This window comes from Flavitalea plasmicola, from assembly GCF_030546645.1.
Taxonomy (GTDB): domain Bacteria; phylum Bacteroidota; class Bacteroidia; order Chitinophagales; family Chitinophagaceae; genus Puia.
Genome location: NZ_JAUOTO010000006.1, coordinates 76,883 through 99,807, shown reverse-complemented (window position 1 = coordinate 99,807; position 22,925 = coordinate 76,883). Strand labels below are relative to the sequence as shown.

Annotated in this window: 21 protein-coding genes; 6 read left to right on the top strand and 15 right to left on the bottom strand. The window is 54.6% G+C overall.

Translation table 11 applies throughout. The features are described from left to right. From Q4E93_RS22150 to Q4E93_RS22140, 3 genes are all read right to left on the bottom strand, one after another. A complete protein-coding gene (locus Q4E93_RS22150) occupies nucleotides 1–1,467 on the bottom strand; it encodes a DUF3375 domain-containing protein (protein ID WP_303589000.1) in 1,467 nt (488 codons plus the stop codon). Between the two features lie 111 nt (nucleotides 1,468–1,578). Beyond that, the gene (locus Q4E93_RS22145) at nucleotides 1,579–2,130 is read right to left on the bottom strand and encodes a GNAT family N-acetyltransferase (protein ID WP_303588998.1); all 552 of its coding nucleotides are present in this window, start codon (nucleotides 2,128–2,130) and stop codon (nucleotides 1,579–1,581) included. Nucleotides 2,131–2,169: 39 nt separating this feature from the next. After that, entirely contained in the window at nucleotides 2,170–2,454 is a 285-nt protein-coding gene (locus Q4E93_RS22140) for a helix-turn-helix domain-containing protein (protein ID WP_303588996.1), read from the bottom strand. Nucleotides 2,455–2,592: 138 nt separating this feature from the next. Between Q4E93_RS22140 and Q4E93_RS22135 the strand changes: the two genes are divergently transcribed. Next, a complete protein-coding gene (locus Q4E93_RS22135; protein ID WP_303588994.1) occupies nucleotides 2,593–3,735 on the top strand; it encodes a glycoside hydrolase family 5 protein in 1,143 nt (380 codons plus the stop codon). A gap of 7 nt (nucleotides 3,736–3,742) precedes the next feature. Further along, complete coding sequence (locus tag Q4E93_RS22130; RefSeq protein WP_303588992.1) at nucleotides 3,743–4,900, top strand: PH domain-containing protein; 1,158 nt, start codon at nucleotides 3,743–3,745, stop codon at nucleotides 4,898–4,900. Nucleotides 4,901–4,902: 2 nt separating this feature from the next. Here the strand turns inward: Q4E93_RS22130 and Q4E93_RS22125 are convergent, their stop codons facing one another. The 5 genes from Q4E93_RS22125 to Q4E93_RS22105 form a co-directional block, all read right to left on the bottom strand. Next, nucleotides 4,903–5,610 carry a class I SAM-dependent methyltransferase gene (locus Q4E93_RS22125; protein WP_303588990.1) on the bottom strand — a complete coding sequence of 236 codons (708 nt, stop codon included), beginning with the start codon at nucleotides 5,608–5,610 and terminating at the stop codon, nucleotides 4,903–4,905. A gap of 8 nt (nucleotides 5,611–5,618) precedes the next feature. Then, a complete protein-coding gene (locus tag Q4E93_RS22120; protein WP_303588988.1) occupies nucleotides 5,619–7,553 on the bottom strand; it encodes a beta-N-acetylhexosaminidase in 1,935 nt (644 codons plus the stop codon). Between the two features lie 139 nt (nucleotides 7,554–7,692). Further along, nucleotides 7,693–8,250 (bottom strand): hypothetical protein, encoded by a 558-nt coding sequence (locus Q4E93_RS22115; protein WP_303588986.1) that lies wholly within the window; start codon nucleotides 8,248–8,250, stop codon nucleotides 7,693–7,695. Nucleotides 8,251–8,270: 20 nt separating this feature from the next. Continuing rightward, the gene (locus tag Q4E93_RS22110; protein ID WP_303588985.1) at nucleotides 8,271–8,732 is read right to left on the bottom strand and encodes a NanQ anomerase/TabA/YiaL family protein; all 462 of its coding nucleotides are present in this window, start codon (nucleotides 8,730–8,732) and stop codon (nucleotides 8,271–8,273) included. 30 nt (nucleotides 8,733–8,762) lie between these two features. Continuing rightward, nucleotides 8,763–9,176: a restriction endonuclease gene (locus Q4E93_RS22105; RefSeq protein WP_303588984.1), complete on the bottom strand. Its 414-nt coding sequence runs from the start codon at nucleotides 9,174–9,176 to the stop codon at nucleotides 8,763–8,765. Nucleotides 9,177–9,448: 272 nt separating this feature from the next. Here Q4E93_RS22105 and Q4E93_RS22100 point away from each other — a divergent pair, with 272 nt between their 5' ends. Further along, on the top strand, nucleotides 9,449–9,781 hold the full coding sequence (locus tag Q4E93_RS22100) for a hypothetical protein (RefSeq protein ID WP_303588983.1): 333 nt from the start codon (nucleotides 9,449–9,451) through the stop codon (nucleotides 9,779–9,781). A gap of 214 nt (nucleotides 9,782–9,995) precedes the next feature. Here Q4E93_RS22100 and Q4E93_RS22095 read toward each other — a convergent pair whose 3' ends face one another. Beyond that, a complete protein-coding gene (locus tag Q4E93_RS22095; protein ID WP_303588981.1) occupies nucleotides 9,996–10,280 on the bottom strand; it encodes a hypothetical protein in 285 nt (94 codons plus the stop codon). Nucleotides 10,281–10,535: 255 nt separating this feature from the next. On the opposite strand from Q4E93_RS22095, the gene Q4E93_RS22090 reads away from it, so the two are divergent. Continuing rightward, on the top strand, nucleotides 10,536–10,835 hold the full coding sequence (locus Q4E93_RS22090; protein WP_303588979.1) for a MutS N-terminal domain-containing protein: 300 nt from the start codon (nucleotides 10,536–10,538) through the stop codon (nucleotides 10,833–10,835). 56 nt (nucleotides 10,836–10,891) lie between these two features. On the opposite strand, the gene Q4E93_RS22085 is transcribed toward Q4E93_RS22090, so the two are convergent. The 4 genes from Q4E93_RS22085 to Q4E93_RS22070 form a co-directional block, all read right to left on the bottom strand. Continuing rightward, nucleotides 10,892–11,113: a hypothetical protein gene (locus tag Q4E93_RS22085; RefSeq protein WP_303588977.1), complete on the bottom strand. Its 222-nt coding sequence runs from the start codon at nucleotides 11,111–11,113 to the stop codon at nucleotides 10,892–10,894. A 570-nt stretch (nucleotides 11,114–11,683) separates the two neighbouring features. After that, complete coding sequence (locus Q4E93_RS22080; protein ID WP_303588975.1) at nucleotides 11,684–13,069, bottom strand: RagB/SusD family nutrient uptake outer membrane protein; 1,386 nt, start codon at nucleotides 13,067–13,069, stop codon at nucleotides 11,684–11,686. A 12-nt stretch (nucleotides 13,070–13,081) separates the two neighbouring features. Beyond that, nucleotides 13,082–16,519, bottom strand: a complete 3,438-nt coding sequence (locus Q4E93_RS22075) for a SusC/RagA family TonB-linked outer membrane protein (RefSeq protein ID WP_303588974.1) — start codon at nucleotides 16,517–16,519, stop codon at nucleotides 13,082–13,084. Nucleotides 16,520–16,547: 28 nt separating this feature from the next. Then, nucleotides 16,548–17,324 carry a FecR family protein gene (locus Q4E93_RS22070; RefSeq protein WP_303588972.1) on the bottom strand — a complete coding sequence of 259 codons (777 nt, stop codon included), beginning with the start codon at nucleotides 17,322–17,324 and terminating at the stop codon, nucleotides 16,548–16,550. 228 nt (nucleotides 17,325–17,552) lie between these two features. Between Q4E93_RS22070 and Q4E93_RS22065 the strand changes: the two genes are divergently transcribed. Both Q4E93_RS22065 and Q4E93_RS34495 read left to right on the top strand, forming a co-directional pair. Then, on the top strand, nucleotides 17,553–17,834 hold the full coding sequence (locus Q4E93_RS22065) for a DUF6520 family protein (RefSeq protein ID WP_303588970.1): 282 nt from the start codon (nucleotides 17,553–17,555) through the stop codon (nucleotides 17,832–17,834). Between the two features lie 35 nt (nucleotides 17,835–17,869). Beyond that, nucleotides 17,870–18,130, top strand: a complete 261-nt coding sequence (locus Q4E93_RS34495) for a DUF6520 family protein (RefSeq protein ID WP_368501896.1) — start codon at nucleotides 17,870–17,872, stop codon at nucleotides 18,128–18,130. Between the two features lie 30 nt (nucleotides 18,131–18,160). On the opposite strand, the gene Q4E93_RS22060 is transcribed toward Q4E93_RS34495, so the two are convergent. Beyond that, on the bottom strand, nucleotides 18,161–19,543 hold the full coding sequence (locus tag Q4E93_RS22060) for a RagB/SusD family nutrient uptake outer membrane protein (protein ID WP_303588968.1): 1,383 nt from the start codon (nucleotides 19,541–19,543) through the stop codon (nucleotides 18,161–18,163). A 12-nt stretch (nucleotides 19,544–19,555) separates the two neighbouring features. Then, nucleotides 19,556–22,900: a SusC/RagA family TonB-linked outer membrane protein gene (locus Q4E93_RS22055; RefSeq protein ID WP_303588966.1), complete on the bottom strand. Its 3,345-nt coding sequence runs from the start codon at nucleotides 22,898–22,900 to the stop codon at nucleotides 19,556–19,558. Nucleotides 22,901–22,925 lie beyond the last annotated feature (25 nt).

The window sequence follows — 22,925 nt, the reverse complement described above, 5'->3', positions numbered from 1 at the left end:
TTACCTGCTGAACAGCAGGTAGGGTACTTCAATAAATTTGGTCTTCTCTTCGTCCAGGGGGATGAGCTCGGTGATCTCCTGCATGGATTGAACGCGGCTGGCTTTTTCGCGGAGGAAGCTGAAGTAGCTTACTACTTCGGCCACGCCGTGCTGGAGGCCGGCGGAGCCGATGATCTCCGAAAGCGTGGCCGTGGTCCTTTTGCGGAGGGCATCCTCCACGTTCTGCCAGAGTTTTTTTCGGTCGATGTGGCTGGTGTTGAGGAGCCGGTTGAACCGGAGCAGGTCTTCCACTTTTTCCCTGGCATTGGACGGTTGCTTTACGGCGCCCGCCGCCTGTTTTTCCGTGAGGTTGAGGCGGCGCTCCATATTCATTTTGATGGGGACGGGCTCGTGCAGCTGTATTCCGCAGGTAGGGGGATTGTCATCCATGAACTGGAAGACCAGCTCTTTGATGCCGCTGATCTGCTGGCGGAGGCGGCGGTGGCGGGCGATCTCTTTTTCCGTGATGATGCGGCTGAGCTTTTCGGCCATTCTATCGTTGGAATCGTAGACGCTGCGGCCTTGCTGCAGCAGGAGGGATTTGATATCCTGGACGAAGTCCGTGTCGCCGGCGATCTCCCTGTCCCGGAGGAGCTGGACGAGCTGGTCTGTCAGCTGGCGCCATTCTTCCTGACCTGCCCGGGAGACGAGGAAATCCCAGAAGGCGTAAAAGCTTTTACCCTGGTCGCTTTTGCGGAGGGCGTCATAGGCTTCGAAGGCATAGCCTACGATGGCGCCTTTATGGATCTCCGCGCGGGTGTGCTGCTCGACGATGTGCCGATGGATATATTTGAAGTTGTCTTCTACTTCCCGGAAGTCGCTCAGCAATTCATGGCTCAGGCGGGTGAACCATTCCAGTCTTTCGCGCAGCTGGGCGTTGGTATAGATCTCGGGTTTGAAACCCATTTCGATCTTTTTGATCTCCTTGTCTATTTCCGCCTTGCGGTTCTTCAGCTCTTCCAGTCTTTTGGCGGCATTGTCTTCCGTGTATTCCACCATTTCGCGGAGGGTCTGGAACAGGAAGCGGAAGCGGCTTTCGGTGCCCACGAACTGTCTTTTCTCCAGGGACTGGAGCCATTGAAAGAGCTTTTCCGTATGGGCGCTGAGCTGGTATTGGGTGACGGCTTCGGCGTCGGGGAAGTCCTGGAGGAGGCGGCGCTGTACCCAGTTGAGCAGGTATTTGCGGGCGCGGCTTTCTTCATCCTCTCCGAATTCGATGCGGGCTTCTTCGAGGTCTTCGGTCCCTTCGGAGTGATTGCGGAGCTCTTCGGCCAGGAGGCTGATGAGGCCGGGTTCCGGAAGGGAGAGCCTGTTCTCCGTCTTGAATGCCTTGAAAAGGAATGGGATCACCCAGTGCGCATTGCGCATACGGACGATCTGCACGGCGGGAGCGGATTCGAATAAATAGGATATGTCCGGTGTCGACATCTATAGCCTTCGTTAATTATTACCTCGTTAAGTGGCGTAAATTATGGATTCCGTCGAACTAATCGGTTAGGAAAAACACGGATGGGGATAAAGGCGGGAAATAGGTGGAAACTATTTTTTGGTGGATGTAGGATTGCTGATCTTGTAAAGGACGTGCTCGCACAGCCAGTTGTCGGCGGGAATGGAAGGATGGAAGAAGGTACCCTGGCGGGTCATGCCGATGCGGATCATTACTTTTTCGGAGGCCAGGTTGTGCATGGAGGTCCAGGAATAAATCTCTTCCAGTCCCCACTTTTGGAAGGCGGTGTCCAGGCAGGCTTTGGCGCCTTCTGTCGCCAGGCCTTGTTTCCAGAAGGGCGTGTCGAGCCGCCACCCTATCTCGGTGCAGGGGGTAAAGTCACTTATGAAGCCTGGAGAGGTCATGCCAATGAAACCAATAAAATCGCCTGTTGCTTTCAGCTCGGCGGCGAACAGACCGTAGCCATTTTCGACGATGCGTTTATCCATGGTAGCGATATGCGCCAGGGATTCTTCCCTGCTGAGCAGGCACGGAAAGTATTTTCTGACCAGCACGTCCTGGTTCATGCGGATAAAGGCTTCGTGGTCAGCCTTTCGCCAACGGCGCAGCAACAGGCGATCTGTCTCTATGAATGTATTTGTCAATGTTAGGATGGGTTTATGGTTAATGGCGCAAGGAACGGATCAATTGGTAACATTATTGGAGCCAGTGATGATGGGAATGGACTTCATGATCTTTTTATGTCCCAGCGGTATCTCCGCATTCAGCGTCACGTGGATGCCGAGAAAATCGGCAATAATGAGCAGGTCATCGAAGGAAGGGGACATGAAACCTTCCATGATCTTTTTCACTTCGGTATAGGATTTATTTGTTTTCCGGACGATGTCCTCGATGGTGACGTTCTTTTCTTTTGCAATGGCGCTCAGGTATTTACAAAACACCATGCGCATTCTTTTTATCCTTTCCATATACTGTAGATTAAGGTGAAAAGATATAATGGCATTAAGACAATTTCCATGCCATAAGAGATTGATATTTTAACGGTTAGTTAACTTATCGGGTGCTGACAAATTGAGGTAGATTAGCGGAACGAAAAATCGATTGCCATGGATCGCAGGTCTTTTCTACAGCAAACGGGACTTATCACAGTGGGGTGGTCACTGGCCGACAAGGCGGCGCTGGCAGCCGCGGCTATTGCTCCTGTTAACAAGCTACCGAAATGGAAAGGGTTCAACTTACTTGATTTTTATATTCCTGATCCCACGCCGTCCCGGCGGCCCACGACGGAGGAGCACTTTTCGTGGATGCGTGACTGGGGGTTTGATTTTATCCGGATACCGATCGCTTATCCGCATTATCTCAAGTTTGACCGGGGAAGGAACATTAGGCCGGAGGAGGTTTACCAGGTGGACCAGCAGAAGGTGGAGGAGATCCAGGCGTTGGTGGCCATGGGACATAAGTATGGCATGCATGTTTGCCTGAACCTGCACAGGGCGCCCGGGTATTGCATCAATGCGGGGTTTCATGAGCCGTATAATTTATGGACGGACCAGGCGGCGCAGGACGCTTTTTGCTGGCACTGGAACATGTGGGCGAAGGCATATAAAAATGTTTCCAGGAAGCAGATCAGCTTCGACCTGTTGAATGAGCCCAGCATGCGGAAGGATATGAATGATCAGCATTCGCCGTCGGGGCCTGTTCCCGGGGAGGTCTACCGGAAAGTGGCGAAGGCAGCGCTGGAGGCAATCCGTAAGGAGAACCCGGACCACCTGGTGATCGCGGACGGCAATAGCGGCGGGAATAGCGTGATACCCGAGCTGATGGAGCTGGATATTGCGCAAAGCTGCAGGGGTTATTATCCGCATGCCATCTCCCATTATAAGGCGCCCTGGGCGAATAAGGACCCCGAGCATTTGCCGGAGCCCCTGTGGCCGGGCCAGGTGGGAAATCAGTACCTGAGCCGGCCAATGCTGGAAGCGTATTACCGGCCCTGGATCGAGCTGATGCAAAAGGGCGTGGGGGTTCACTGCGGAGAGGCGGGCTGTTGGAAAAAAACGCCGCATGGGGTGTTTATCGCCTGGTTCAGCGATGTGCTGGAGATCCTTTCCGCGCACCAGATCGGGTTTGCCACGTGGAATTTCATCGGTGATTTTGGGATATTGGATTCAGGCAGGGAGGATGTAGCTTATGAGGATTGGCATGGGCATAAGCTGGATAGGGAATTGTTGGAGCTGATGAAAAAGTATTGAGTTATTTATGGTATATCGTGTTGGTAAAGGCTTAAAGATCCTCGCCTTTGTGTTTTCATGCCTGGCGTTGGCGCTGGTGTTGGATTTTGTATCCATGGCGCGGCAAAGTACGGCGACATCCGGACAAGTGGGATTGTATTGGTTCCTGGCCGTGTTCTTTATCGTGTTCTCCCTGTTGCTTGTGCTTTCTATCGTCCGGGCCCGGGTGACGATCGACGATCATTCGATCTTGGTGCGGGGTATTTTCCGGACACGGTCCATAGGACTGCGGGATATAGAAGGCTATCGCATTATCGTGGGCAATCGATTGTTGCTTGTGCACAAGACCGGGGGAAGAAGCCTGCAAATGCCATCCAACCTGGAGCGGCAGCGGGAACTGGTGCAATGGGTGAGAGCGAGGTTCGACAATTTGGGTGGGATGGAGCCTTGGCGGGAAAGAAAGGCAATCCTGGCAAACGAGGCATTCGGGGACACGGAGGATGCCCGTTGGATGAGCCTGAAAAGAGCGAAGAGCATCGCTTCGGCCGGGACTGTGAACGCCATCGCGCTGTTGTTGTGGGAGATGGTCTATCCGGAGCCGCGCGAGTGGCTGATGATCGTGCTGCTGGCAGCGCCCTGGGTGGCGGTGTACGCGATCTGGTATTCGAAAGGGTTGATCAGGCTGGCTAGCAGGAAGGACAGCGTTTATCCATCATTGATATTGCTGCTGGTGCTTCCTGTTGTCGGGGTACTGGTGGCTATTCTGCGGGATTATATGGTCTATCAATTTGCTGCAAGGGGGTGGGTGCTGGTAGGAACGGGGGGCCTGATAACTGCGGCGATCTGCATCATTGCGTGCAGGAAGGCCATTGAAAAGGAGAAAGTATTGTCCTTCATTTGCATTCTTGCAATATCCTGTGCTTATAGTTTTGGGCTTATTTTCATCACGAACTGTTATTATGACCGCAGCGTGCCGGCGCATTGGCGGGTAAGGGTATTGAGCAAACGAGTTTCCACCGACAGCAAGTTGCATTACCTGGAACTTTCCGCCTGGGGCCGGTTTGGGGAAGGGAATAGCGAAGAGGTGTCAGAGGTCCTGTACAACGGGATCAATACCGGAGATTCTGTCAATATTGATGTTGGCCAGGGGAAATGGAAGATCCCCTGGTATTGGATCAGGAAGTGAGATCAGGATGCCGGGGCGGAAACCGGGGTACATTCCACCAGATAGTGGTCGAATTTGTCCTTATATAATAACTTAACATTCCATCCTTCTTTTGCGGCAATGCGACCCATGGTGTGGCGGTCGATGAAGAGCCAGTGGAACCAGTCGCTGCGCATGCGACGGTATTCGTATTGATACAGCACTTCTCCATAATAGGGCGATCCTTTTGGGGGCTGGCCGTTGTACAGGTAAGCGACGTCGCAGGAGTCGAAGACCAGGCGGCCGCCCGGGCGGAGGAGGGTGCGTGCTTTTTTCAGGAAGGCGTGGAGGCCTTCGATGGTGCCAGCCAGGCCGATGCCATTCATCAGCAGGAGGAGGGTGTCATATTTTTTACGGGCGTCGATAGCAAAGAAGTCCTGGCAGCGGATGTGCTTCACGCCCCTGGCTTCGATGACCGTCGCGGCTTTGGGGGAGATCTCGAGGGCTGTGGCGTGCAGGCCTGTCTGCTGGAGGAAGAGGGTGTGGCTGCCGGCGCCGGCGCCGATGTCCATGACGCGACCCCGGCAATGCTGGAGGGCGATCCATTCCAGTTCCGGCATGTTGTCTGCGTTGCGGAAATAGGTTTCCACGGGCATGAGCTCTCTGGGTCCATGGTGACTATGCACCCAGAGCTTAGCGCTGGAGGTCATATGATAATAATCCGCGATGGCCTGTCCCAGGACGTCTTGCATATCGTGTATTATTCAGCGGGAGGGACCGGCTTGTCTTTCAGACCGGCGCGGCGTTTTAGTTCATTGATGGGCATGTCGAGCTGGCGCCCGATGGGGCGGCCATCCCTGTAGGTGATCACTTTCAGCATGTCTGCGTCCTTCGGCACTGTCAGGGGGTGGGCGTATTTGGGATAGAAGCTATCGGGGTTCGAGTTATCGAAGCTGTAGTAAATATCCAGGCCCGGTACCTCCGTGGACAGCCCGATGGAGAGGGAGTCGCTGGCGCTGGGGTCTTTTTTTGCCGTGAAAGCTACATCATACAGGGAGCGTGCATACTTTATCTGCTGGATGTCCATACGCTGGAAGGTGGCTTCCGTCCTGCGGACGAAGTCCGTCCAGCTCTTTTTTTCTTTGGGCGACCACAGGCATTCGGCTACGGCCAGGCTGCGGGGCCATATCATGTATTGAAGGTGGCGGGTATTGTACACCTGCTCTGTCCAGAGGTTGGCTTGTCCGCCTTTGATGAGGGAGGGGTCGACGCCGTCGGGGACGGGTTCGAAGGAGTAGGCCGTGTTGAGGCGGAGGGTAGCGTATACCGGCGGTTCGATGATGGCGTCGCCCTGCATGTAATCCAGGTATACGAAGGTGGTGGGGGACATGACTACCTGGTGGCCCTGTTTTGCGGCCTCGATACCGCCTTTGATCCCACGCCAGCTCATGACGGCCGCGTTGGGAGCCAGGCCGCCTTCCAGGATCTCGTCCCAGCCGATGACCTTTTTGCCTTTGGACTCAACGATCTTTTCTACTCTTTTCTCGAAATAGCTTTGGACCTCCTGCATATTTTTCAGGTTCTCTTTCTGCATCAGCTGCCGGATGGCATCGCTTTTTTCCCAGAAGTTCTTGGCGCATTCGTCGCCGCCCACGTGGATATAGCCGAAGGGGAAAAGGGCGGCTACTTCCGTAAACACTTTATCGAGGAAGGGATATACTTTTTCATTGGCCGGGCAGAGGGTGTTGTCGATGATCGCGGAAAAGCCGCCGGGGTACCAGTTCATGAACTTGTCGCCGGAGTTGACGCGGTATTTGTCAGCGCCTTCCGTGCAGGAGAGCTCCGGGTAGGCCGCGATGGCTGCCAGGGAGTGGCCGGGGATGTCTACTTCCGGGAGGATGTCCACGAAGCGGGCCGCGGCGTATTGGACCATCTCCTTTATATCATCCTGGGTGTAGAAGCCGCCGTAGTTGCGGGGTTCGTCGGCGGCGGGTGCGGAGAAGGTGCCGAAGCGGCCTTCGCGTTTGGCGTTCCAGGCGCCTACTTCCGTCAGCTTGGGGAGGGCCTTGATCTCGATGCGCCAGCCCTGGTCGTCCGTAAGGTGCCAGTGGAGGAGATTGTATTTATATTTCACCATTTCGTCGATGAAGTCTTTCACCTCCTGTTTGGTAAAGAAATGGCGGGAGACGTCCAGCATGAGGCCGCGCCAGCCGAAGCGGGGGTAGTCGCGGATCGTCACGAAGGGGACCTGCCAGGCGACGCCTTTGACGACGGTGCGGCTTTCGATCTCTTTCGGGAGCAGCTGCAGGAGGGTCTGTACGCCGTAGAAGAGGCCGGCCGGCTTGTTGGCCTTGATGGTGATGCCGGTGGCGGCGACGGAGAGGTCGTATCCTTCATCGCCCAATGTGGTATTGACAGACTTGTTAAGGGTCAGATGGATGGTAGCCGGCATCCCGGATTTGGCGAGTACGACTTTGTAGCCTGTGGCGGCGGTGAGGTGCGTTTGCAGATCCGTGATGGCCTGGCTCTGCTGAACGCCTGATTCGATGGCGATGGTTTTGGGCAGCGTAAAGCTACCCTGGCCTGGTGTCAGGCTGACGGGGGCGGGGATGATGGATATTCCGTTGGCCGTCGGCTGGGCAAATGCGGCAAGCAGGCCGCAGGCGGTGAAAATCGTCAGGAAAGTCTTTCTCATGAATGGTCGGCTTGATTTGAATAATGGAAAGTAGGACATAATATTATATAGAGATGCGGGGAATGGGTTTGTAATCTGCTGTCGATTATTTTTTTGAAAGATAAGTTTTTATATGGTGATTTCGATGGGCATGGCCTGCTTAGAAAAGATCTTCTATGCGGAGGGTGCGACCGTTGAAGGAGAATTCGTCGCCCGTCTTTTTGTCAAGGAGGGATTTGGCGAGGGGCGCTGCGGGGGAGAGGAAGAGAATGGTCTGGCCGGCGACGGAATGTTTGCCCAGGCCGGCGCAGATGAAAATTCCGGGAAACGGGTATCCGAAAAAATCAACCCGTTTCCCGGAAACCTCTAATAATTGTCCTTCGGACAACGAACCTCCGGTTCGTTCTGAGGACATATCCTGGCATTGGATAAAGGCGCCGGGGACGGGGTGGGTGCAGAGGGCGTCGGCGCGGACGCGGAGCAGGGCGGCATGTTCGCGTTCATGTTCTGCCTGCTGGCGGGCGTGCATTTCTTTCTGGAGCTGGCCCATGGCGCGGCCCGTCTCGTATTTGTCGCCTGCGGAGCTTTTTTCCTCCTGGTTAGCGGCCTCCTGTGCCTGGTCGGCGGCCTGGCGGGCGGCGGCGATGCGTTGGGCGATGAGGTCGAGACCGAACTGCTTGAGTTGGGACTTGAAGGCCAGTTTTTGGGTATTGTCCATATGGAAGGGCGTTGGCTTTATCAGGTGACGCTGATCTTGAGCACGAGCTTTTTCACCAGCTCCGGGGCTTTGTTATATACTTCGGGCTGGTGAATATCCGTAGGAAAGAAGATGATGAACTGACCGGGGCTCAGGCGGATATAGCTCAGGTCTTCTTCAGGGATGGAGTAGAGGGCTACGTCCTTTTCTTCATTGTAGGCGATGGAAGGTTGTTGACCATTGAGGGGGATATAGCCGAACTTTTCCGTGCCCGTGACCATGATCTGGATGTCGGCGTAGTCGCGGTGGCTTTCGGGGTCACATTCCTCGAAGGGTTTGGTCGTGTATTCATTGATGATGGCGAAGACGTTGTCGCCGTCGATGTCGTGTCTGCCCACGGGCAGGGAGGAAAGATCGGTATTCAGGGCAAAGTCGATGGCTTTGGCAAAGTTCGGATTGATGGCCTTGTACCAGAAAAGCTGGTTGTTCGTGGAGGTGATCATAGGGTAAAATTAGGGGAGAAATTGCAAATCCTACCGGGAAGATCGTTTGTGGGAAATATTTCGGGACAGGTAAGCCATTATCAGCTGATCCAGGTCGCAGAGCAAAACAGGTTTGCTGGTGGCCTGTGCGAATTTTACCACCTGCTTTGTGAACCCGGAGGTGGAAACGACGATAACGAAGTAACACGGACGACCCTCGCCGGCACCCAGGCAAGCACGCAGGTCCTTTGTCCCTATGCGCACTTTTTTCCAGCATTTGTTGCAGATGTGGAACGCTTCGCGACCGGGTGAACCGTTTTCGAGGAAAAGCGTGCCCGTGCTGATCAACTGATCGTACACAAATTCTTCCACAATGGCCGAAGGATGGTGCTTGAACATTTTTTTGATAAGGGATGCCTGGGCTTTCGTCATCTTTTTATAAAAACCCTCCAAATCCGAATTCATTTGTAATTCTAATTAATGGTTAAGAAAGTTTAGTTGTTCCGTACGTGCCCAGCATTTGTTATTAAGGTGTATCGTGAAAAAACTTGAAAAACAAATTGAACCATTGAAAACTTAATAAATGATTGCAGGAACGAGGGAAAGATACGGATAAATCGGGAAACTGCGGCCTTTTTAGACCACAAAATTTTTTATGCTAATGTGATTTAATGTAATCTCATTGAAAGAAGGAAATCAATGTTTTCTGTTAGATTTTTGGGGAAAATATCCGACGAGTGAGTAAACCCTTCAAAACCAGGCCTAAGGATAACGCAAAGCAAATAGCCAAGGAAGCTAAGCGCAGGATCAGGCTCAATTCCATCAAGAATGAATTAGAATCCGACAAGATCAGTGGCTTTAATCAAATCTTTGCCATCATCAGCGAGACACAAATGTCTATTGAACTGGAAATCTCCTTTTATGCATTCAGAAAGAAAGTGGAGGACCCGGGAGAATTTACTGTCAACGAGATGATGCGCTTTGCTTCTCTCATTGGCGTCAAGTACGATGTGATCGCTACGTTTATATTGAAGCTAAAAATGGGGAAGACAAAAAGTAAGATCTTTTAGGAATGGCCTTGTCAAGGGAATCCGGTGAGCGGGCGGAAAACTTGAGGTCGTAAATTGCGACATCAAGTTGTATGTAAGAAATGCTGGCTGCAGGATATCAGACAATTTATACCCTATCGCTTCTCAAACGGAAATAAAAAGGGGCACGGATTAATAAATCCTGCCCCCCATAATAACTTCAATTTCTTTTAAAACCTGAAAATACAATTTAAATCTATTTGTCATTTGGTTTTGCGAAACTTTCATCCATATTAAATGCAATGGAATTATTTCCGGGATTGGGTATGGGGCGTTGTGTGTAATTTTTTCCCCACTCGATCAATCTCTTTTCTTGCAGTTCTTTAAATGAGATTAAGTTTAGCATTTCTGTGGAATGCGCTTTTAGCAATTTCAATTCTTCAAAAGAGCCATCATCGATGCATTTTATGAATTTATGAATCTCCAGAATCAGGAGTCGCCGAAGGTCTGAGGCGGTGAGATTTTCCAATGGGCCTTCCATCTATGAAGTTAAAAATCACTAAAAACAATAATCATTCCATTTAAAGAAGGACCACCACCGAAATAGGGTATAACGTGTAATAATCCGGTGACCTGATTTATCGGCGCCAGGAGTCTGAACCGCACTCCAAAATCATTCTAATAGTGTAAAAAATACTATCTTTAGTTTCGTCAGTCCTCCTTGCTTTTCCCTCCAATCGAAGTTTCCCCAGGAATCAAACGGAAACTGTTTTGTATTGCCCAAATTTGTCATTCCATGGATAAAAGCAATGCCGATACGCGGTTGATATTACAGCGCCGAGCTATCAAACAAAACTATCCGGATGCAGTTCTACTGTGCCGTGTGGGCGAATCTTACGAAACCTTCGATGATGATGCGATTATCACTTCGCAGGTGCTGGGTATTGCCCTTACCGTAAAGAATAACGGAGAAGTTTCGGCAGCATTTTCCTGTCGTACGCTGGACGCCTATCTCCATAAACTGGTGAAAGCCGGATACAAAGTTGCCATCAGCGATCTGTTGGAAGACCCAAATGCTTCGAAGGAAGGTGTATGAAACCCACAAAAGGTCTTGGAAACAATACCATTCTTGGGAGATGCAGGATAGGCGATTTACTGTAATTGCTGGTTAGCACTTGTTCGGCCTAATGAAGCCTGGAACTTCGGAAGGATGGCTTTTTTTCCCTCATCGCAACGCACAATCAGCTTTTTGTAATCCGGGGTGAATATGTTCCAAATGCTCTTCCTTAGGTGAAGCGCAACCGCTGATGTTTTCCCTGTTGAATCTTTTATCAGCGTTTTTATGTTGTCGATTTTTTGTAATGTGTATGCCATTGGTCGAAGGTGGAGTTAACGGTTTAGTAATGTTTAGCAAAAAAGGACATTTCCGTAAATCAACGAATAATGGGGACTTTGAAAATCCGAAATGCGGAGTAAATAAGCCCGTCTAAGGGTCTAATTGGAGGTGCAATCGGGAAACCTGCTTTAGCGATTCTACGAAGCTATTCATAGGTAAATGCTTTAAAAGGAGAGATCAGTCCAGCATTTTGTTGTACTGCTTATTTTTCCAATATACATTTAGGAAAAACGTCAGACGATGGCTTCGAATGGATACTGTGCTGCTGTAACGCGCGAACCCTTTTGCTTTTTTAAATATTTAAGGATCAGAAATGAAAGGTTGTACATTCGGGTGCATGATCTGATTATCTTCGAAGAAGTCTGGTCTGATTGCTTTCAACTTAGAAAACTTTATTCGGAAGGAACCTGGAACAGAAAGACCAAGATCGACCTTAATTTAATCTGGTGGGAATATTGTCACGTATATTCTTGATCTTATTCCGGCAATTTCATTCACAGAATACGGGTATAGCGTTTCTTAATAGGTGCTGTCAGATGTAATGTTATTCATTCTCTCTGATTTTGTTTCATATTTGGATTAAAGTTGATTACGTCAGGAGGTATGGGCAGGGTGTAAAGCGGACTATTGGGTTGTAGCTGATACAGGACGCCATTGAGCTGTCGGAAGAGCGTGATGCTGCGTCCTTCCTTGTTAAGTCGCCGGAGATCCGTCCATCGGAGCCCCCGGAAGGGGAGCTCTTTCCTGCGTTCGTCCAGGATGGTGTCGAGGGCCTGTTGCGGCGAGGCGGCGGTGACGGGGGTAAAAGTACCGGAGGCATAGCGGTGCTGCAGCAAGGTATTGAGGTCGCCCAGGGCATCGCTAACCCGACCTGCTCTTGCGGCACATTCTGCCCTTGTAAGGAAGAGCTCATCGGTGGCCAGTCCAGTGAAGGGCCAGACGAGTTCTGCATAACCGGGTTTCATATTCGGCAGGCCGTTGGCGTTGAGCTGGTAGAACAGGGCACGACGAAGATCCTGTGGGCTGTAAGCACCATATAGCGTGGAGTCGATGATCGTATTAGGATAGGCAATGGCGGCCAGGCATTGGGTATAGCCCACGATATTGCTTTGATAGATCGTCTCCGCATTGAGCTTGCTGAAGGGGAAGCGGCCTTGCGGGTCCAGGGTATTGTAGTCGATCAGGGAGTCGTAGCATTGCAGGGCGCTGTCTGCATAGTGGCCGGCCAGGTCGTAGGCGCGCAGGCTGAGGTAAACGCGCGCGAGCAAAGCAAGGGCAGCTGGCTGGGAAGGCCGGTTGAGGTTCAGCGTTGGGATCGCGGCGGGCAGCAGGGTGCGGGCCAGCCGGAGGTCTCGGGTGATCTGCTCATAGGTGGCGGCTACGGAAGCCCGGATGGAAGGATCGGTGACGTTGGCGTGCAGGCGCAAGGGTATGCCTGGGTCGGCAGCGGCCGTAGCGCTGTCGTAGGGAGGGGCAAAGAGCTGTGCAACGTTGTAAAAAGCATAAGCCCGCAGGAACAGGGCGCTGCCTTGTTCACTCTCCCACTGCTGTCGATTGGCGGGCGTCACGGGGATCGCGGCCAGTCCTTCCAAAACAACGTTGGCGTAAAAGACCTGCTGATAAGGAATATCCCAGTCATCGACCTGCCCCTGCCCCCCATAGAGATCGGCGGCCCAGACATAGGCATTGCGTTCCCGGCTGTCGAGCGCCTGCCAGGTGTTATAGGGCAGGTAGAAGTTATCGGCAGACACCTCTCCTAAAAGGGGCGTTCCGGTCATTACCAGCGTATTGTCCAGGAGCTGCTGGTAGTCGGCAAGCGTGGAAGGCACGACCAGGGCCGTACTGGGCAATTTGTCGAGGAAAGATTTATTGCAGCCGCACAGACTGAACACTGTGAGCAAGACCAGGAATACCCAAGAGGAACAGATCTTCATACGGACTTGTTTTTATAATTCCATTTTAATACCTACGGCGATGGTGCGCGGATCGGGCATTCCGGTGAGCGCATCCGGATCGATACCCCGGCGGTTGGCCGTCCAGAGCAGGCCGATATTATTGGCATAGCCATACACCCGCAGCGTTCGTATCGGCAGCTTCGGCAGTGTCTTCCGGGTGAGGTCATAGTAGAGCTGGACATCCTGCAGCCGGATGAGGTCACCTTTTTCTACGAGCACCGTGGTGCGGCTGTAAAAGTCATCTCTCGTAGGATTGGCGGGATAGATCATCGACGGCACATCCGTATGCAGCTCATCACCCGGATACTGCCAGCGGCGTACATAGTCCGGATGGCCCTGGGACGTGCCGTAGAACAAAGGCGCATACTGGATCGAAGGGCGGGCAAAGTAATGGCCGAACTTGTACACGATGTTCACCGACAGGCCCCATTGCCTCCAGGTGAAGTCATTGCGCCAGCTGCCGAAGAAGGGCGGGTTGACAGGCCCTTGGTAAAGCAGCGTGTGGAAGTCGGCAGCGCCGATGAGAGAAGTATAGTCCTGGCTGGGATGACCGTTGAGCCAGCCCCTGGGGCTGCCGGACTGCGGATCGAGTCCCGCCCAACCCAAGGCGTACAGGGAGTAAAGCGGACGGCCGACGAGCGGGTTGATGGACTGGGTGTTCAAAAAGGTCTGGATGGTCGGGGGCTGGACCAGATAGCGCGTCACCTTGTCACGCACATAGTTGAAGAGGGCCACACTGTTCCATCCCAAAGGTCCCATGCGCAGTTGGATACGCAAGGAGAGGTCGATGCCACGGGTGACCATGTGAGCGACATTGGCGGTGTATTGCACATTGCCGGAGGTGGGGTCCAGGCTGGCCGGGCCGATCAGGTATTGGCCGGTCTTGGTATAGTATTCCAGGCTGCCCTGCACGAGGCTGTCCTTGCCGGCAAAGTCCAGCCCTGCATTGATGACATGGACCTGCTCCCAGCGCAGGTGGGGATTGGGCGGGTTGGTGATAGCGGCATAAGGAGCGCTGTAGGTGTTTAAAAAGCCATGAGTAATCCCGGCCGTGCTTAAAGGGAAGACATTGGTCGTAGTATACCCCGACACCGCCTTGTACACATTGCCGTTGTATCCATCGGTGACCCGCAACCGCAGGAGCGGTAGCCAGCCGATGCGATAAAAATCCTCGCGCGAGGCCTCCCAGGCCAGGCCTGCCGACCAGAGCGGCACAGTCTTGTGATTGATGTCTACCCCGAAGAGGTTGGATTGATCGAGCCGGGCACTGGCGGTCACCGTATAGCGCTGCCGGTACTGGTAGCCCCCATTACAGTAATAGGACCAGTAATGATCCGAAGCCGAGACGTTGTTGTCGGAGTAAGGGATAGAGGCCGGCGACCCGGAAGCGTATTGCGGATACAGCGTCTTATAGCTGCTGACCGGCAAGCCCGTCTGCGAGGCGGGGTTGTAGCCATAGGTGCGGTTGATCTTTATCCGGCTCTCCACATCCTGCAGCTCCGAACCGGCCAGCAAATGCAGGTCATGGTCGGCCCCCATCGTGGGATGGTACTCCACCTGGAGGCGCCCGTTGTGGGACTGGTAACTGCCGAGGGTCTCGTCCAGGATGCCGCCTACCGGGACCGGGTAGTTGAACTGCCCGGATGGCCCGGGTTGGGTAAACTGGTTGATCAGGTTGCGGGTGTAATAGGTCTGCAGGCTTTGCAGTTCCTGCTGATCGGAGGATCCCTGCCCGTACTGATACAAGGCGCGCAGCAGCCATCCTTTGCCCATTGTATAATGCAATCCTGCGTTGAGCCGCCAATCCGTGAGGCGGATCACATTATTAGCACTCCGCAGCTCATCCAGCGGACGGTAATGCCAATCGAGCAAACGCCCGCCGCCCACCGTATCGGCATAGTCTGTCCGCAGCTGATAGGGCACGGCCAGGGCCTTGCCGCCAGCATCCGCCAGTCGCAGATAGGGATACACCGCATAGATGCCGCCTGTATTGTTCAGGTAAGTGCTGCCGGCGGCAAAGGCAACGCTTGTGTTCAACTCCAGCTTATGGGGCACCACCAGGTAGGCCTGGCTGCCTGTGACGGTGACGCGCCGGTAGGCATTGCGCCTAAGCCCCGCCTCGTCCTGGTCCAGGCCGGCTGACAGCGCATAGCGATTGTTCGCCGTGCCGCCACTGAGTCCCAGCCAATACTGCTGGTTCACGCTTTGCCGGTACCAGTAACGCCCCAGGTCCCGGCGGGTATCCTGGCCCCGAAGCTGGCCAAGCAGGGCAGCCGTATCGCTGCCGGACAGCTGTCCTTCCCGCTGCCGCAGCAGGATCTCCACCACCGGCGAGAGCGCATAGTGGTTTTGACTGAGGATGGTGTTGTCGTACCATCCCTGGCCGAACAGGAAGGTCTCTACTCCAATATAATCGGATGAAGACAGGACCGGCCTGTAATACAGATCGGGCTTCCGGCCCACGGTGAGACTGCTGGTGAAGCTCAGCCTGGGAACCCCCTTATAAGCGCCCTGTTTGGTCTTCAGGACGATGACCCCATTGGCAGCGCGGGTACCCCAGACAGAAGCTGCCGCCGCATCTTTCAGTATCGTGACGGACTCGATATCCTCCGGGTTGATGTTGTTAATGTCGCCGCTGTAAGGAAAGTTATCGACGATGACCAGCGGATCGGGATTGCTGAAGATCGTGCCGCGGCCCCGGATCGTGACGGCCGACTGGTTGGTGCCTGCCTGCACGTTCTTATTTATCAGCAGGCTGCTGGTGACCCCGTCCATCCTGTCCAGGATATTGGCGGCCGGCCGCCGCCCGATGAGCTCCCGGCCCACCCGCGCAAAGGAGCCTGTGGCCCGCTCGGCGGGCACCTCTTCAAAGCCGTTGGAGACCACCACGCCCTGCAGCTCCCCCGTCTGCCGCGATAGCAGGACCTGCAACTCGCGGGCGCCGGAGGGGCGGTACTGCCGTGACCCGTAACCGACGCAGCTTACGACCAGCGGCCTGTCCCGCCCCAGCAACCGCAGCCGGAACCTGCCTGTCTCGCCGGTGACCGTCGCCGACACGGGATCGCCATCGGCGGCCATGATCGTGGCCCCTGCGACCGGCTCGCCGCGCTCATCGACCACCTGCCCCCATACCACGCTGCCAGGGTAGACATTGATCGTCCGGCGGATCAGCCGGAAGTAGACCGGCAGCTCCCCCAGGCAGCTGTCCATCGCCTCGGCCACCGTCGCATTGCGTACTGAAAAGCTCAGCCTGCCGGCCACCCGCACACACTCCATGTCCACAAAATACAGGTAACCCGTCCGGCGCTGGATATCCTGCAGTACCGTATCCAACGTAACATCATGCATGGAAAATGTCAGGCGTTGCGCGAAGCCCGTTATACTGAAAAATACGAAGATGATCAGCAGGAAAAGCCGTGAGATTTTCATCTGACACCATTTAATAGTTAGTTTGGTTCTAGCGATTCACGGTTATAATCAATTGTTGTTTGCCCGGGCGCGAGATCGTTACATGCATATACGGGACGACCAGCCGTGCTATGACTTCCTCCAGGGGCTCTTGCAACGACAATTTTCCCTGGAAACGATGGTCTGACACCGGGCCTATCAATTGAATATCTACATTGTAAGCCCTGGACAAATCATGGAGCAACCCGGGCAGATCAACATTCGTGAAGGTCAGCAATCCCTTTGTCCAATCAGCGGCCGAAGCCGTGTCGACCCCTCTTCTGAGGCTTAAAGCACGGCCGCTCAAATCGGCCGGATCGACGTTTGCCGCCTCCCCCGAATGCAGCGTGGCTGCCTGATCATGGTAGCTGACCCGGATGTTCCCGGAAACAACCATTGCGTGTGAACTTATTTCCTCCGGGTAATTCCGGACGTTGAACCGGGTGCCGAGCACTTCTATGAACATTTCCTTTGCCCGAACCTGGAATGGATGCGATGGCTGGGCTACCACGTCAAAAAAAGCCTCCCCGAACAATTCGACCGTGCGGTCGCCATCCGTCATATCAACGGGGTACGCCAGCGTAGATGCGGCATTGAGCCATACCGTACTACCGTCCGGAAGGGTCACTGTCTTTTGCTGGCCACGCAAAGCCGAGACGAATACCATGGTGGGAGAAGCCTTCACCCTATCACGATAGTGCTGGCGGAGACGTCGGAAATAGAGAACTTCATCCGCCGTGACGGCCAGTAGTCCGGCAATCAAAAAGTAAAAAGAAGCCTTTTTCATAGCAAGGGGGTCTAATAAGGATAAACATTTACTTAAGAAAATTACTGCCTCTCCCGGGACCGGATCAAAAAACTCCGCAAATGGGAGCTTTTCAGGGACAAACCGGCTATATGGATGTTTAAAACCAGCATTCCGGATCAGCAAAACGCTGATTGCCCTGCGTAAAAACCGCATAAAATCGTCGTACCTTAGAAGTATACCGTTCACAAAACCTTTAAACTCTTTCTTATGAACAAAGCAAAATTTGTCATTCCAGTTATTGCTATAGTAATTGGTGTCTTAACAGCGTTTGGTTCTACAACAAAGCAGGCTTGTACGGGTGTTCCCCAATACTACTTCAATGGGTCCCTCTATTCTCCGGCAGGAGTGCTGGGAAAAGATTATATCTGCCTTAATGGTACTAGTACCTGTACTTATTACACAGCGGGTAACACCTATCAACCATGCCAATCAGGTATCTATACGCCTCTTCATGCCAACTCGTCCCAAAAATGCCCCCCTAATCCTTGAAGCAGAGCGTTCACAAAACCTTTAAACTCTTTCTTATGAACAAAGCAAAGCTTGTCATTCCGGCGATTGCTATTGTAATCGGAGTTTTCACAGCATTCGCATCCACGACAAAACAGTCATGTATCAGTGAACCTCAATATTACCTGAATGGCACAATGTATTCGCCCGCTGGTGTCCTTGGCAGAGACTACATTTGTGCAAATGGCTCTGGTACTTGCACGTATATTGGGGGAACTAGCCCCTATCAGCCTTGCCAGTCGGGCATCTATACTCCCCTCCATGTCCGGTCCTCCTGAAAATGATCGATAGATCATTGTCACTAATGGTCACCTTGCATTCTGCATCATATTTGGATTAAAGTTGATGATATCCGGTGGTATGGGCAGGGTGTAGAGATTACTATTGGGTTGCAGTTGGTACAGCACGCCATTGAGCTGTCGTGTGATAGTGATGCTGCGTCCTTCCTTGTTAAGTCGCCGGAGATCCGTCCACCGGAGCCCCCGGAGGGGGAGCTCTTTTCTGCGTTCGTCCAGGATGGTGTCGAGGGCCTGTTGCGGCGAGGCGGCGGTGACGGGGGTAAAAGTACCGGAGGCATAGCGGTGCTGCAGCAAGGTATTGAGGTCGCCCAGGGCATCGCTAACCCGACCTGCTCTTGCGGCACATTCTGCCCTTGTAAGGAAGAGCTCATCGGTGGCCAGTCCAGTGAAGGGCCAGACGAGTTCTGCATAACCGGGTTTCATATTCGGCAGGCCGTTGGCGTTGAGCTGGTAGAACAGGGCACGACGAAGATCCTGTGGGCTGTAAGCACCATATAGCGTGGAGTCGATGATCGTATTAGGATAGGCAATGGCGGCCAGGCATTGGGTATAGCCCACGATATTGCTTTGATAGATCGTCTCCGCATTGAGCTTGCTGAAGGGGAAGCGGCCTTGCGGGTCCAGGGTATTGTAGTCGATCAGGGAGTCGTAGCATTGCAGGGCGCTGTCTGCATAGTGGCCGGCCAGGTCGTAGGCGCGCAGGCTGAGGTAAACGCGCGCGAGCAAAGCAAGGGCAGCTGGCTGGGAAGGCCGGTTGAGGTTCAGCGTTGGGATCGCGGCGGGCAGCAGGGTGCGGGCCAGCCGGAGGTCTCGGGTGATCTGCTCATAGGTGGCGGCTACGGAAGCCCGGATGGAAGGATCGGTGACGTTGGCGTGCAGGCGCAAGGGTATGCCTGGGTCGGCAGCGGCCGTAGCGCTGTCGTAGGGAGGGGCAAAGAGCTGTGCAACGTTGTAAAAAGCATAAGCCCGCAGGAACAGGGCGCTGCCTTGTTCACTCTCCCACTGCTGTCGATTGGCGGGCGTCACGGGGATCGCGGCCAGTCCTTCCAAAACAACGTTGGCGTAAAAGACCTGCTGATAAGGAATATCCCAGTCATCGACCTGCCCCTGCCCCCCATAGAGATCGGCGGCCCAGACATAGGCATTGCGTTCCCGGCTGTCGAGCGCCTGCCAGGTGTTATAGGGCAGGTAGAAGTTATCGGCAGACACCTCTCCTAAAAGGGGCGTTCCGGTCATTACCAGCGTATTGTCCAGGAGCTGCTGGTAGTCGGCAAGCGTGGAAGGCACGACCAGGGCCGTACTGGGCAATTTGTCGAGGAAAGATTTATTGCAGCCGCACAGACTGAACACTGTGAGCAAGACCAGGAATACCCAAGAGGAACAGATCTTCATACGGACTTGTTTTTATAATTCCATTTTAATACCTACGGCGATGGTGCGCGGATCGGGCATTCCGGTGAGCGCATCCGGATCGATACCCCGGCGGTTGGCCGTCCAGAGCAGGCCGATATTATTGGCATAGCCATACACCCGCAGCGTTCGTATCGGCAGCTTCGGCAGTGTCTTCCGGGTGAGGTCATAGTAGAGCTGGACATCCTGCAGCCGGATGAGGTCACCTTTTTCTACGAGCACCGTGGTGCGGCTGTAAAAGTCATCTCTCGTAGGATTGGCGGGATAGATCATCGACGGCACATCCGTATGCAGCTCATCACCCGGATACTGCCAGCGGCGTACATAGTCCGGATGGCCCTGGGACGTGCCGTAGAACAAAGGCGCATACTGGATCGAAGGGCGGGCAAAGTAATGGCCGAACTTGTACACGATGTTCACCGACAGGCCCCATTGCCTCCAGGTGAAGTCATTGCGCCAGCTGCCGAAGAAGGGCGGGTTGACAGGCCCTTGGTAAAGCAGCGTGTGGAAGTCGGCAGCGCCGATGAGAGAAGTATAGTCCTGGCTGGGATGACCGTTGAGCCAGCCCCTGGGGCTGCCGGACTGCGGATCGAGTCCCGCCCAACCCAAGGCGTACAGGGAGTAAAGCGGACGGCCGACGAGCGGGTTGATGGACTGGGTGTTCAAAAAGGTCTGGATGGTCGGGGGCTGGACCAGATAGCGCGTCACCTTGTCACGCACATAGTTGAAGAGGGCCACACTGTTCCATCCCAAAGGTCCCATGCGCAGTTGGATACGCAAGGAGAGGTCGATGCCACGGGTGACCATGTGAGCGACATTGGCGGTGTATTGCACATTGCCGGAGGTGGGGTCCAGGCTGGCCGGGCCGATCAGGTATTGGCCGGTCTTGGTATAGTATTCCAGGCTGCCCTGCACGAGGCTGTCCTTGCCGGCAAAGTCCAGCCCTGCATTGATGACATGGACCTGCTCCCAGCGCAGGTGGGGATTGGGCGGGTTGGTGATAGCGGCATAAGGAGCGCTGTAGGTGTTTAAAAAGCCATGAGTAATCCCGGCCGTGCTTAAAGGGAAGACATTGGTCGTAGTATACCCCGACACCGCCTTGTACACATTGCCGTTGTATCCATCGGTGACCCGCAACCGCAGGAGCGGTAGCCAGCCGATGCGATAAAAATCCTCGCGCGAGGCCTCCCAGGCCAGGCCTGCCGACCAGAGCGGCACAGTCTTGTGATTGATGTCTACCCCGAAGAGGTTGGATTGATCGAGCCGGGCACTGGCGGTCACCGTATAGCGCTGCCGGTACTGGTAGCCCCCATTACAGTAATAGGACCAGTAATGATCCGAAGCCGAGACGTTGTTGTCGGAGTAAGGGATAGAGGCCGGCGACCCGGAAGCGTATTGCGGATACAGCGTCTTATAGCTGCTGACCGGCAAGCCCGTCTGCGAGGCGGGGTTGTAGCCATAGGTGCGGTTGATCTTTATCCGGCTCTCCACATCCTGCAGCTCCGAACCGGCCAGCAAATGCAGGTCATGGTCGGCCCCCATCGTGGGATGGTACTCCACCTGGAGGCGCCCGTTGTGGGACTGGTAACTGCCGAGGGTCTCGTCCAGGATGCCGCCTACCGGGACCGGGTAGTTGAACTGCCCGGATGGCCCGGGTTGGGTAAACTGGTTGATCAGGTTGCGGGTGTAATAGGTCTGCAGGCTTTGCAGTTCCTGCTGATCGGAGGATCCCTGCCCGTACTGATACAAGGCGCGCAGCAGCCATCCTTTGCCCATTGTATAATGCAATCCTGCGTTGAGCCGCCAATCCGTGAGGCGGATCACATTATTAGCACTCCGCAGCTCATCCAGCGGACGGTAATGCCAATCGAGCAAACGCCCGCCGCCCACCGTATCGGCATAGTCTGTCCGCAGCTGATAGGGCACGGCCAGGGCCTTGCCGCCAGCATCCGCCAGTCGCAGATAGGGATACACCGCATAGATGCCGCCTGTATTGTTCAGGTAAGTGCTGCCGGCGGCAAAGGCAACGCTTGTGTTCAACTCCAGCTTATGGGGCACCACCAGGTAGGCCTGGCTGCCTGTGACGGTGACGCGCCGGTAGGCATTGCGCCTAAGCCCCGCCTCGTCCTGGTCCAGGCCGGCTGACAGCGCATAGCGATTGTTCGCCGTGCCGCCACTGAGTCCCAGCCAATACTGCTGGTTCACGCTTTGCCGGTACCAGTAACGCCCCAGGTCCCGGCGGGTATCCTGGCCCCGAAGCTGGCCAAGCAGGGCAGCCGTATCGCTGCCGGACAGCTGTCCTTCCCGCTGCCGCAGCAGGATCTCCACCACCGGCGAGAGCGCATAGTGGTTTTGACTGAGGATGGTGTTGTCGTACCATCCCTGGCCGAACAGGAAGGTCTCTACTCCAATATAATCGGATGAAGACAGGACCGGCCTGTAATACAGATCGGGCTTCCGGCCCACGGTGAGACTGCTGGTGAAGCTCAGCCTGGGAACCCCCTTATAAGCGCCCTGTTTGGTCTTCAGGACGATGACCCCATTGGCAGCGCGGGTACCCCAGACAGAAGCTGCCGCCGCATCTTTCAGTATCGTGACGGACTCGATATCCTCCGGGTTGATGTTGTTAATGTCGCCGCTGTAAGGAAAGTTATCGACGATGACCAGCGGATCGGGATTGCTGAAGATCGTGCCGCGGCCCCGGATCGTGACGGCCGACTGGTTGGTGCCTGCCTGCACGTTCTTATTTATCAGCAGGCTGCTGGTGACCCCGTCCATCCTGTCCAGGATATTGGCGGCCGGCCGCCGCCCGATGAGCTCCCGGCCCACCCGCGCAAAGGAGCCTGTGGCCCGCTCGGCGGGCACCTCTTCAAAGCCGTTGGAGACCACCACGCCCTGCAGCTCCCCCGTCTGCCGCGATAGCAGGACCTGCAACTCCCGGGCGCCGGAGACGCGGTACTGCCGTGACCCGTAACCGACGCAGCTTACGACCAGCGGCCTGTCCCGCCCCAGCAACCGCAGCCGGAACCTGCCTGTCTCGCCGGTGACCGTCGCCGACACGGGATCGCCATCGGCGGCCATGATCGTGGCCCCTGCGACCGGCTCGCCGCGCTCATCGACCACCTGCCCCCATACCACGCTGCCAGGGTAGACATTGATCGTCCGGCGGATCAGCCGGAAGTAGACCGGCAGCTCCCCCAGGCAGCTGTCCATCGCCTCGGCCACCGTCGCATTGCGTACTGAAAAGCTCAGCCTGCCGGCCACCCGCACACACTCCATGTCCACAAAATACAGGTAACCCGTCCGACGCTGGATATCCTGCAGTACCGTATCCAACATAACATCATGCATGGTGAACGTCAGG

What these genes read in the sequence shown, in the direction of transcription:
- Q4E93_RS22095 (WP_303588981.1), bottom strand. Translation starts at nt 10,280, where the DNA reads ATGGAAGGCCCATTGGAAAATCTCACCGCCTCAGACCTTCGGCGACTC.
- Q4E93_RS22060 (WP_303588968.1), bottom strand. Translation starts at nt 19,543, where the DNA reads ATGAAGATCTGTTCCTCTTGGGTATTCCTGGTCTTGCTCACAGTGTTC.
- Q4E93_RS22085 (WP_303588977.1), bottom strand. Translation starts at nt 11,113, where the DNA reads ATGGCATACACATTACAAAAAATCGACAACATAAAAACGCTGATAAAA.
- Q4E93_RS22055 (WP_303588966.1), bottom strand. Translation starts at nt 22,900, where the DNA reads ATGTTGGATACGGTACTGCAGGATATCCAGCGTCGGACGGGTTACCTG.
- Q4E93_RS22125 (WP_303588990.1), bottom strand. Translation starts at nt 5,610, where the DNA reads ATGCAAGACGTCCTGGGACAGGCCATCGCGGATTATTATCATATGACC.
- Q4E93_RS22140 (WP_303588996.1), bottom strand. Translation starts at nt 2,454, where the DNA reads ATGGAAAGGATAAAAAGAATGCGCATGGTGTTTTGTAAATACCTGAGC.
- Q4E93_RS22080 (WP_303588975.1), bottom strand. Translation starts at nt 13,069, where the DNA reads ATGAAGATCTGTTCCTCTTGGGTATTCCTGGTCTTGCTCACAGTGTTC.
- Q4E93_RS22110 (WP_303588985.1), bottom strand. Translation starts at nt 8,732, where the DNA reads ATGATCACCTCCACGAACAACCAGCTTTTCTGGTACAAGGCCATCAAT.
- Q4E93_RS22070 (WP_303588972.1), bottom strand. Translation starts at nt 17,324, where the DNA reads ATGAAAAAGGCTTCTTTTTACTTTTTGATTGCCGGACTACTGGCCGTC.
- Q4E93_RS22075 (WP_303588974.1), bottom strand. Translation starts at nt 16,519, where the DNA reads ATGAAAATCTCACGGCTTTTCCTGCTGATCATCTTCGTATTTTTCAGT.
- Q4E93_RS22090 (WP_303588979.1), top strand. Translation starts at nt 10,536, where the DNA reads ATGGATAAAAGCAATGCCGATACGCGGTTGATATTACAGCGCCGAGCT.
- Q4E93_RS22130 (WP_303588992.1), top strand. Translation starts at nt 3,743, where the DNA reads ATGGTATATCGTGTTGGTAAAGGCTTAAAGATCCTCGCCTTTGTGTTT.
- Q4E93_RS22120 (WP_303588988.1), bottom strand. Translation starts at nt 7,553, where the DNA reads ATGAGAAAGACTTTCCTGACGATTTTCACCGCCTGCGGCCTGCTTGCC.
- Q4E93_RS22105 (WP_303588984.1), bottom strand. Translation starts at nt 9,176, where the DNA reads ATGAATTCGGATTTGGAGGGTTTTTATAAAAAGATGACGAAAGCCCAG.
- Q4E93_RS22150 (WP_303589000.1), bottom strand. Translation starts at nt 1,467, where the DNA reads ATGTCGACACCGGACATATCCTATTTATTCGAATCCGCTCCCGCCGTG.
- Q4E93_RS22065 (WP_303588970.1), top strand. Translation starts at nt 17,553, where the DNA reads ATGAACAAAGCAAAATTTGTCATTCCAGTTATTGCTATAGTAATTGGT.
- Q4E93_RS22135 (WP_303588994.1), top strand. Translation starts at nt 2,593, where the DNA reads ATGGATCGCAGGTCTTTTCTACAGCAAACGGGACTTATCACAGTGGGG.
- Q4E93_RS22115 (WP_303588986.1), bottom strand. Translation starts at nt 8,250, where the DNA reads ATGGACAATACCCAAAAACTGGCCTTCAAGTCCCAACTCAAGCAGTTC.
- Q4E93_RS34495 (WP_368501896.1), top strand. Translation starts at nt 17,870, where the DNA reads ATGAACAAAGCAAAGCTTGTCATTCCGGCGATTGCTATTGTAATCGGA.